Genomic DNA, 8,584 nt, shown 5'->3' on the forward strand with positions numbered 1-8,584 from the left:
GGATGATGCTGGCATGGCGTACGACTGGATCTCGGTGACCACCGACTACGGCCTGCGCGACGGCTTCGTGGCGGCCTGCCACGGCGTGATCGCGCGGCTGGCGCCCGCCGTGCGGGTGATCGACGTGACCCACGAAGTGCCACCCCAGGACATCCGGCACGGGGCGATGGCCCTGGCCCAGACCGTCCCCTACCTGCCGGAGTCGGTGCACGTCGCGGTGGTGGACCCGGGTGTCGGCACGGACCGGCTCGGCGTGGTCGTCGTCGCGGAGGACGGGCTGCTGGTCGGGCCGGACAACGGCCTCCTGCTGCCGGCCGCGCAGGCCTTGGGCGGGGTCCGGGTGGCGTACGAGCTCGCCGAGCCGTCGCTGCGGCTGCCCGCGACGTCGGCGACCTTCCACGGCCGGGACGTCTTCGCGCCCGCGGCCGCGCACCTCGCGCTGGGCGTGTCGCCGGCCGACTTCGGCGACCCGGTGGACGGCCTGGTCGCGATGCCGGAGCCGTTCGTGGCGGCGTTTCCGGGGAAGCTCGTGTCGGAGGTGCTGACGGTCGACCACTTCGGCAACGTCCAGCTGGCCGCGACCCCGGCGGACCTGGAGCTTTCGGGCCTGTCCGGCGCGGTTTCCGTGCACAGCGAGCGCGTGGCGGTGACCACGGTGCTGGGGCGGACGTTCGCCGACGTCCCCGCCGGCGCGTCGGTGCTCTACACGGACTCGGCGGGCCGGCTCGCGGTCGCCGTCAACGGCGGCTCGGCGGCGGCGGTGCTCGGGCTCGGGCCGGCCCAGGAGTGCACGATCACCTCATCGCCGACCGCGACCTGACCCGGCCGCAGCACCGCGGCTTTCGCGCCGAAGACGACACCGCCCTGCGGGTCACGCCGGTAGGTCGCGAGGGTGCGGATCGGCTCGGGACCGGCCTTCGCGCCGGTTTCCTGGTCGACCATCGGGACCGCGCACCGGACGCACCTCTCGGCGTACCCGATCCGCGCGGTCCCGGCGGTCAGTTCGCGGGCCTCGTCTTCGCGGTGGGGTTCGACCCAGCCGGCGAGCACGATGTTGGGCCGGAAGCGGTCCATCGGCACCGGTTCGCCCTGTCCGGCGGCGATCCGCTCGTTGAGGTTGTCCAAAGAGGACTCGGAAGCGAGCAGCAGGGCGTGCGCGTCGCCGAAGGCGGCGAGGCCGGGGAACACCCCGTCGCTGACGCGGTGGTGATCCGGCGTGACGCCGATCAGCGCGGCCGGACGGCCGAGCAGGTCCGAGAACCACTCGTCGGCCCGGGGATCCTGCCGGACGCCCTCGCCGTGCCAGCTGAGCATCGACACCGGGCGCCGCGGGCCGTCGCGCCGGATGTCCACGACGACGTCCTCGCGGCCGGGTGCCGACAGCGCGAGCCTGTCGCCGAGCACCCGCGGCCGGACGACCGCCATGACCGGGTGCGGCCGCTGGGTGAGGACGTCACCCTCCGGCGAAATGACCTGGAAGACCCGGTCGCCCGCGAGCCCGGTGCTGGTCACCTCGGCGGACGGCACGTCGATGCCCGCGCAGGACTTGACCGGGTAGTACGTCAGCCGAGCGATTCTCGCCATCTTCGCAGGCTACCCGGGCGGCCGCCGCCGAAGCGCCTCCTTTCAGAGGACCTGCGAGAGGAACCGTTGCAAGCGGGGGCTCTGCGGCTCGTCGAAGATCTCCGCCGGTGGGCCCTGCTCGACGATGCGGCCCGCGTCCATGAACGCCACCTCGTCGGCGACGCTGCGAGCGAAGCCCATCTCGTGCGTCACCACGATCAGGGTCAGCCCGCGCGAGGCCAGGCCCGCCATCAGGTTCAGCACGCCCTTGACCAGCTCCGGGTCCAGCGCGCTGGTCGCCTCGTCGAAGAGCATCACCTCGGGGTCCATCGCCAGGGCCCGGGCGATCGCCACCCGTTGCTGCTGGCCGCCGGACAGCGCGCTCGGGCGGTACGGTGCCTTGTCCGCCAGACCGACGTCCGCCAGGCGGGCGCGGGCGATCGCCGACGCCTCCTCCTTGCTGAGCTTCTTCACGCTGCGCAGCGGGAGCACGATGTTGTCCAGCACGCTCCGGTGGCCGAAGAGGTTGAAGTGCTGGAACACCATGCCGACGCGCTGGCGCAGCACGTCCGGGTCGGCCTTGATCACCGACTCGCCGTCGAGCAGCAGATCGCCGGAATCGGGCTCCTGCAAGCGGTTCACGCAGCGCAGGAGCGTCGACTTGCCGGAGCCGGACGGGCCGATGACGCACGTCGTCTTGCCGCTCTCCACGCGGAGGTCGACCCCGCGCAGGACTTCGAGCGTGCCGAAGCTGACGTGGATGTCCTTCAGTTCCACACTGGACGAGCGCACCGCCGTCGTCACGAAGGGACCTTTCCGCTGGCGACCAGGTCCAGCTCGTCGCCGTCGTCCGGCTCGTCGACGCGCACCTTGCGGCCGGTCCGGAGCTTCTTGTCGATGTAGTTGACCAGGTGCGTCAGCGGCACGGTGATCACCAGGAAGAACACGCCCGCGGCGACCAGCGGCGACAGGTTGCCCGTGTTCGCCGCCAGGTCCTGGCCGATCCGGAACAGCTCGCGCTGGCCGGACAGCAGGCCGAGCACGTACACCAGGCTGGAGTCCTTGACCAGCGCGATGAACTGGTTCACCAGCGCCGGCAGCACCCGCCGGACGCCCTGCGGGATGATCACCAGCAGCATCGACTTGGTGTAGCTCATCCCGAGCGCCCGGCTGGCCTCCATCTGGCCCTTGTCCACGCTCTGGATGCCGGACCGGAAGATCTCGCCGATGTAGGCGGCGGCGATCAGCGACAGCGCGAGGATGCCCATCGGGTACGGGTTCGTGCCGACGACGTCCCGCGCGAGCGTGCCGAGGCCCTGGCCGATCAGCAGGATGGTCAGGATGGCCGGCAGCCCGCGGAAGATGTCGGTGTACACCCGCGCGGGCCAGCGCAGCCACCACTTGGTGGACAGGCCCATCACCGCCAGCACCATGCCGACCACGGTGCCGATCAGCGCCGAGGACACCGACAGGATCAGCGTGTTCAGCAGCCCGGTCTTCAGCAGGTCCGGCAGGACCTGCGAGATGTAGTGCCAGTCGAGGAACGTGTTGACAAAGTCTCCCACCCGTCACCCACCCCCACCCTCAACGGAAGCGCTTCGCGCTGCTGGCTTGTTCACAGTGGACTACTGCCCCGGCTTGAACTCGGCGGGCACCGGCGCGGTGGGCTCGAACTGGTCGTGCACCTTCACCCAGGTGCCGTCCGCGATGACCTTCTTCAGGCCGTCGTTGATCTTGTCGATCAGCTCGGTGTTGCCCTTCTTGAAGGCGAACCCGTGCGGGATGGTCGTGGTGATCGCCTTGGTCACCTTGAGCTTCGCGTCCGGGTTGTTCTTCGCGTAGTCCTCGGCGGTCGCCTGGTCGAACACCGCGCCGTCGATCGCGCCGGTCTTGAGGGCGTTGAGGGCCGCGGCGTCGTTCGGGAACCGGACGGCCTGCGCGGTCGGTGCGTTCGTGCCGAGCCAGGTGTCCGACACCGTGCCCTGGACGACGCCGACCCGCTTGCCCGCCAACGAGTTCTCGTCGGTGATGCCGGCGGTTTCCTTGGCTTCGATGCCGAGGGCCTGGTAGTTGTACGGCGCCGAGAAGTCGACGGTCTTCTTGCGGGCGTCGGTCTGGGAGATCGCCGAGCTGCCGATGTCGAAGGTGCCGTTCGCGACCTGGCCGAGCAGCGCCGAGAACTCGGTCGCGGCGAACTCCAGCTTCAGGCCTTCCTTGGCCGCGATGGCCTTGAGCAGCTCGTTGTCGAAGCCGGTGTAGTTGCCGTTCTCCTGGTAGGCGTTCGGCTTCGAGTCGCTCAGCGTGCCGACGCGCAGGGTCTTCTCGCCGCCGCTGTCCGAGCCGCCGCAGGCCGTGAGGGCGGCCAGCAGGGTCGCGGTCAGCGCTGTGACCAGTGTCTTCCTCATGCTTCTCCTAACCCTGGAACCCGGCCGGCACCGGAGCGGTCGGCAGGAACTGCTGGTGCAGCTTAAGCCAGGTGCCGTCGGAGATCACCTGCTTGAGCCCGTCGTCGATCTTGCGCAGCAGCTCGGCGTTGCCCTTCTTCACCGCGAAGCCGTGCGGCACGTCCGTGACGAAGCTCTTCACGACGACCAGCTTGGCGTCCGGGTTGTCGGTGACGTTCTTCTCGGCAATGGACTGGTCCAGGATGTACGCGTCGACCGCGCCGCTCTTCAACGCGGTCAGCGCGGCGGCGTAGTCCGGGAAGCGCACGGCCTGGGCGCTCGGCACGGTGCTGGTCAGCCAGTGGTCGCCGACGGTCGCCTGGATGACGGCGACGCGCTTGCCGGCCAGGCCCTTCTCGTCGGTGACCGGCGTGCCCTGCTTGGCCTGGATGCTCATCGTCTCGAAGTCGTACGCCGCGGAGAAGTCGACCGTCTTCTTGCGCTCGTCGGTCTGCGCGATCGCCGAGCTGGCGATGTCGTACCGGCCCGAAGCGACCTGCCCGAGCAGCGCGGAGAAGTCGGTCGCGGCGAACTCCAGCTTCAGGTTCTGCTTGGCCGCGATGGCCTTGAGCAGCTCGTTGTCGAAGCCGGTGTAGGTGCCGTCCTTGAGGTAGATGTTCGGCGGCGCGTCGCTCAGCGTGCCCACGCGCAGCGTCGAGGAAGCGCTGTCCGAACCGCCGCATGCGGTCAGCGTGAGAGCGGCGGCCAGCACGGTGACGATCAGCTTCTTCATGTCACGCCCCCAGGTTCTTGACGGGCAGGCCGGGGCCGCCCTGCTGAAGTTCCTTCGACAGCGGCGTGTTCTTGTAGAACTGCCCGTAGATCCGGGCCACCGTGCCGTCCGCGACGGCCTTCGCGAGGCCGTCGTTCAGCTTGTTCAGCAGATCGGTGTTCTTCTTCGCCACGGCGAACGCCGACGGCGTGTCCTTGTCCTCGACCGTGTACCCGAGTTCCAGCGGGACATTCGGGTTCTGGTCCAGGTACTTCTGCCCGATGTCCTGCGGGACGACCCAGCCGTCGAGCGTGCCGTTCTTCAGCTGCGCGAAGCCCGCGTTGTAGTCCGGGAAGCGGACGACCTGGGCGCCGGCGACCTTGCCCGCGAACTCGTCCTGCACCGAGCCCTGGACCACGCCGAGCCGCTTGCCGCCCAGCGCGGCGACGTCCTTCAGGTTCGCGCCCTTGGCCGTGACGATCGTGGTGAAGCCGGTGTTGTAGCCGTTGGAGAAGGCGACCGTCTTCTTGCGCGCCTCGGTGCTGGAGATCGTCGAGCTGCCGATGTCGAACTTGCCGCCCGCGACGCCGGCGAGCAGGCTGGAGAACTCGGTGCCGACGAACTCGACCTCGAAGCCCTCCCGCTTGGCGATGTCGCGCAGCAGCTCGTTGTCGTAGCCGGTGAACCGGCCGTTCTCCAGGTAGATCGACGGCGGGGCGTCGCTCAGCGTCCCGACGCGCAGGGTGGCCGCCCCCGCGTCGGAACCACCGCAGGCGGCCAAGGTCAGCGTCAGCGCGCCCGCGGTGGCGGCCGCGGCGATTTTCGACAGCGTGGATCTCATCGCTTCTTCCAGAGGTAGGCGCGCCCAGGGCGCGAGGAAAGCACGTCAGGTCACTGGGTAAACGTCCTGACGCTCCGGTTTCGTGCGATCGAGATTAGGGATTTCGCCCGTTCGTGTGGATTCGTTCCAGTCCGTGGACTCGTGCGTCAGCTCACAGGATCGGCTGCGGGACGTATCCCGCGGCCTCGGGGAACCGCTCGAGGACCTCGGCGACGCGCTCGGCCACCTGCGTGACCTGCCGCCCGGCCGTGCCGGTGAACGAGATCCGGTCGGCGAGGAGTTTGTCCAGCTCACCGCGGTCGAGCGGGATGCGCTCGTCGGCGGCGAACCGGTCGAGGAGGTCGTTCTCGGCGCGGCCTTCGCGCATCTCGAGCGCGACGGCGACGGCGTGCTCCTTGATCGCTTCGTGGGCCGCCTCACGCCCGACGCCGGCGCGGACCGACGCCATGAGCACCTTCGTCGTGGTGAGGAAGGGCAGATAGCGATCGAGCTCACGCTCGATCACCGCCGGGAAGGCGCCGAACTCGGCGAGCACGGTGAGGAACGTCTCCAGGAGGCCGTCGAGCGCGAAGAAGGCGTCCGGCAGCGCGACCCGGCGGACGACCGAGTCGGAGACGTCGCCCTCGTTCCACTGGTCGCCGGCCAGCTCGCCGATCATCGAGAGGTGGCCGCGCAGCACGACGGCGAGGCCGTTCACGCGCTCGCAGGAGCGGGTGTTCATCTTGTGCGGCATGGCGGACGAGCCGACCTGGCCGGGCTTGAAGCCCTCGGTGACCAGCTCGTGGCCGGCCATCAGCCGGATCGTCTTGGCCAGGCTGGAGGGCGCCGCGGCGAGCTGGACCACAGTGGACAACACGTCGAAGTCGAGCGAGCGCGGGTACACCTGGCCGACGCTGACGAACCGCCGGTTGAACCCGAGGTGCTGCATCACGCGGTCCTCGAGCTGGTCCAAAGTGGACTCGTCGCCGAGCAGGTCGAGCATGTCCTGCGCGGTGCCGACCGGGCCCTTGATGCCGCGCAGCGGGTACCGCTCGATGAGGTTGTCGAGGCGCTCGAAGGCGACCAGCAGCTCGTCGGCCGCGGTGGCGAACCGCTTGCCGAGGGTGGTGGCCTGCGCGGCGACGTTGTGGGAGCGCCCGGCCATGACGGTGTCGGCGTGCTCGACGGCGAGGGCGGCCAGCCGCGCCAGCACGGCGGCGACGCGGGTGCGCACGAGCTCCAGCGAGCGGAGCAGCTGGAGCTGCTCGACGTTCTCGGTGAGGTCGCGCGAGGTCATGCCCTTGTGGATGTGCTCCTGGCCGGCGAGGTCGCTGAACTCCTCGATCCGCGCCTTGACGTCGTGGCGGGTGACGCGCTCGCGGGCGGCGATCGACTCGAGGTCGACGTTCTCCAGCACCCGCTCGTAGGCCTCGACGACGCCGTCCGGCACCTCGACGCCGAGGTCCCGCTGGGCCTTGAGGACGGCGAGCCAGAGCTGCCGCTCCAGGACGACCTTCTGCTCCGGGGACCAGATCTCGACTAGGTCCGCGGAGGCGTAGCGGGCGGCGAGTACGTTCGGAATGCGGGGCTTGTCCGTCACGCCCTCACGATACCTGCGCAGGTCAGGGCGGTGACGGCCTGGGGTTTCACCATTCCGCGAAGCTGCCGTCGTCGTGGCGCCACACCGGTGAGCGCCAGGCGTGGCCGGTCTCGTCCGCCCGGCGCACGGCTTCTTCGTCGACCTCGATGCCGAGACCGGGGCCGAGCGGCCGGGCCGCGTAGCCGTCCTGGAACGCGAAGATCGACGGATCCGCGAGGTACGTGTGCTCGCGGCCCTCGTGGTAGTGCATGCCCACGCTTTGTTCCTGGATCAGGAAGTTCGGTGTGGCGAAGGCGACCTGCAGCGACGCGGCCAGGGAAATCGGGCCGAGCGGGCAGTGCGGCGCCAGCGAAGCGCCGTACACCTCGGCCAGCGCCCCGATCCGCCGCAGCTCCGAGATGCCGCCTGCGTGCGACGGGTCGGGTTGGACGACCGCGACCCCGGCGTCGAGCACCGGCTTGAACTCCCAGCGCGAATAGAGCCGCTCGCCGAGCGCGATCGGCACCGTGGACGCCTCGACGATCGAGCGCAGCGCGTCGCCTTGGGTCTCCGGCAGGATCGGCTCCTCGACGAACAGCGGCTGGACGTCCTCCAGCAGCCGCACCAGCCGGCGCGCCATCGCGGGCGAGACCCGGCCGTGGAAGTCGATCGCGAGGTCGCGGTGCGGGCCGAGCGCCTCCCGCGCTTCCCAGGCCCGCGCCACCGCCGCGTCCGCCTCGGCCGGGGACGCGATCGCCGTCATCGGCCCGGCGACGTTCATCTTCACCGCGGTGAACCCGGCCTCGACCTGCGCGGCCACTGCTTCGCGGATGCCGGCCGGGCGGTCGCCGCCGACCCAGCTGTAGACCCGGACGCGGTCGCGGACCGGTCCGCCGAGCAGCTCGTGCACCGGCGCGTTGCGGACCTTGCCGGCGATGTCCCACAGCGCGTGGTCGAACCCGGCGAGCGCGCTGGAGAGCACCGGGCCGCCGCGGTAGAAACCGCCGCGCCGCAACACCTGCCAGTGGTCCTCGATGCGCAGCGGGTCCTGGCCGATGAGCAGCTCGGACAGCTCGTGCACGGCCGCGCGCACGGTCTCCGCGCGGCCCTCGACCACGGGCTCGCCCCAGCCGCTGACCCCTTCGTCCGTGCTGACCTTGAGGAACAGCCAGCGCGGTGCGACCAGGAACGTCTCGATGGCGGTGATCTTCACCCGGGTACCCCTGCTTCTACGCGGAATCCTTGGCGGCCGACCAGCCGCCGTCGACGGTCAGTTCGGCCCCGGTGACGAACGAGGCGGCGGCCGAGAGCAGGAACGCGATCACGTCCGCGACCTCCTCCGGCCGGCCCAGGCGGCCGGCCGGGGTCGCCCGCGCGCTGCGTTCGCGGTCTTCGGGCGGGATGCGGGCCCAGGCCTCGGTGAGCACCGGCCCCGGCAGCACGGAGTTGACCCGCACCTCGGGGGC

10 protein-coding genes are annotated in these 8,584 nt (G+C 70.4%); 1 reads left to right on the forward strand and 9 read right to left on the reverse strand.

What is annotated here, in order from left to right:
- The first annotated feature begins 13 nt into the window (after positions 1 to 13).
- Positions 14 to 820, forward strand: coding sequence for an SAM hydrolase/SAM-dependent halogenase family protein (locus ACWDN5_RS26665; protein ID WP_310969486.1), 807 nt, complete (start codon positions 14 to 16; stop codon positions 818 to 820).
- On the opposite strand, the gene ACWDN5_RS26670 is transcribed toward ACWDN5_RS26665, so the two are convergent.
- From ACWDN5_RS26670 to ACWDN5_RS26710, 9 genes are all read right to left on the reverse strand, one after another.
- Entirely contained in the window at positions 703 to 1,584 is an 882-nt protein-coding gene (locus ACWDN5_RS26670; protein ID WP_449678199.1) for an MOSC domain-containing protein, read from the reverse strand. The genes ACWDN5_RS26665 and ACWDN5_RS26670 overlap by 118 nt on opposite strands.
- Positions 1,585 to 1,626: 42 nt before the next feature.
- Complete coding sequence (locus ACWDN5_RS26675; protein WP_449678200.1) at positions 1,627 to 2,367, reverse strand: amino acid ABC transporter ATP-binding protein; 741 nt, start codon at positions 2,365 to 2,367, stop codon at positions 1,627 to 1,629.
- Positions 2,364 to 3,128: an amino acid ABC transporter permease gene (locus ACWDN5_RS26680; RefSeq protein ID WP_449678201.1), complete on the reverse strand. Its 765-nt coding sequence runs from the start codon at positions 3,126 to 3,128 to the stop codon at positions 2,364 to 2,366. Before ACWDN5_RS26680 ends, ACWDN5_RS26675 begins: the two co-directional genes overlap by 4 nt.
- Positions 3,129 to 3,188: 60 nt before the next feature.
- On the reverse strand, positions 3,189 to 3,968 hold the full coding sequence (locus ACWDN5_RS26685) for an ABC transporter substrate-binding protein (RefSeq protein ID WP_449678202.1): 780 nt from the start codon (positions 3,966 to 3,968) through the stop codon (positions 3,189 to 3,191).
- Positions 3,969 to 3,975: 7 nt separating this feature from the next.
- On the reverse strand, positions 3,976 to 4,740 hold the full coding sequence (locus tag ACWDN5_RS26690) for a transporter substrate-binding domain-containing protein (protein WP_449678203.1): 765 nt from the start codon (positions 4,738 to 4,740) through the stop codon (positions 3,976 to 3,978).
- A gap of 1 nt (position 4,741) precedes the next feature.
- Positions 4,742 to 5,560, reverse strand: coding sequence for an ABC transporter substrate-binding protein (locus ACWDN5_RS26695; RefSeq protein ID WP_449678204.1), 819 nt, complete (start codon positions 5,558 to 5,560; stop codon positions 4,742 to 4,744).
- A gap of 151 nt (positions 5,561 to 5,711) precedes the next feature.
- Positions 5,712 to 7,139, reverse strand: a complete 1,428-nt coding sequence (gene purB, locus ACWDN5_RS26700) for an adenylosuccinate lyase (protein WP_449678205.1) — start codon at positions 7,137 to 7,139, stop codon at positions 5,712 to 5,714.
- A gap of 46 nt (positions 7,140 to 7,185) precedes the next feature.
- On the reverse strand, positions 7,186 to 8,331 hold the full coding sequence (dgoD, locus tag ACWDN5_RS26705) for a galactonate dehydratase (RefSeq protein ID WP_449678206.1): 1,146 nt from the start codon (positions 8,329 to 8,331) through the stop codon (positions 7,186 to 7,188).
- Between the two features lie 16 nt (positions 8,332 to 8,347).
- On the reverse strand, positions 8,348 to 8,584 hold a 237-nt coding region (locus ACWDN5_RS26710), incomplete at its 5' end, for an SDR family oxidoreductase (RefSeq protein ID WP_449678207.1).

This window comes from Amycolatopsis sp. NPDC003731 (genome assembly GCF_053586895.1).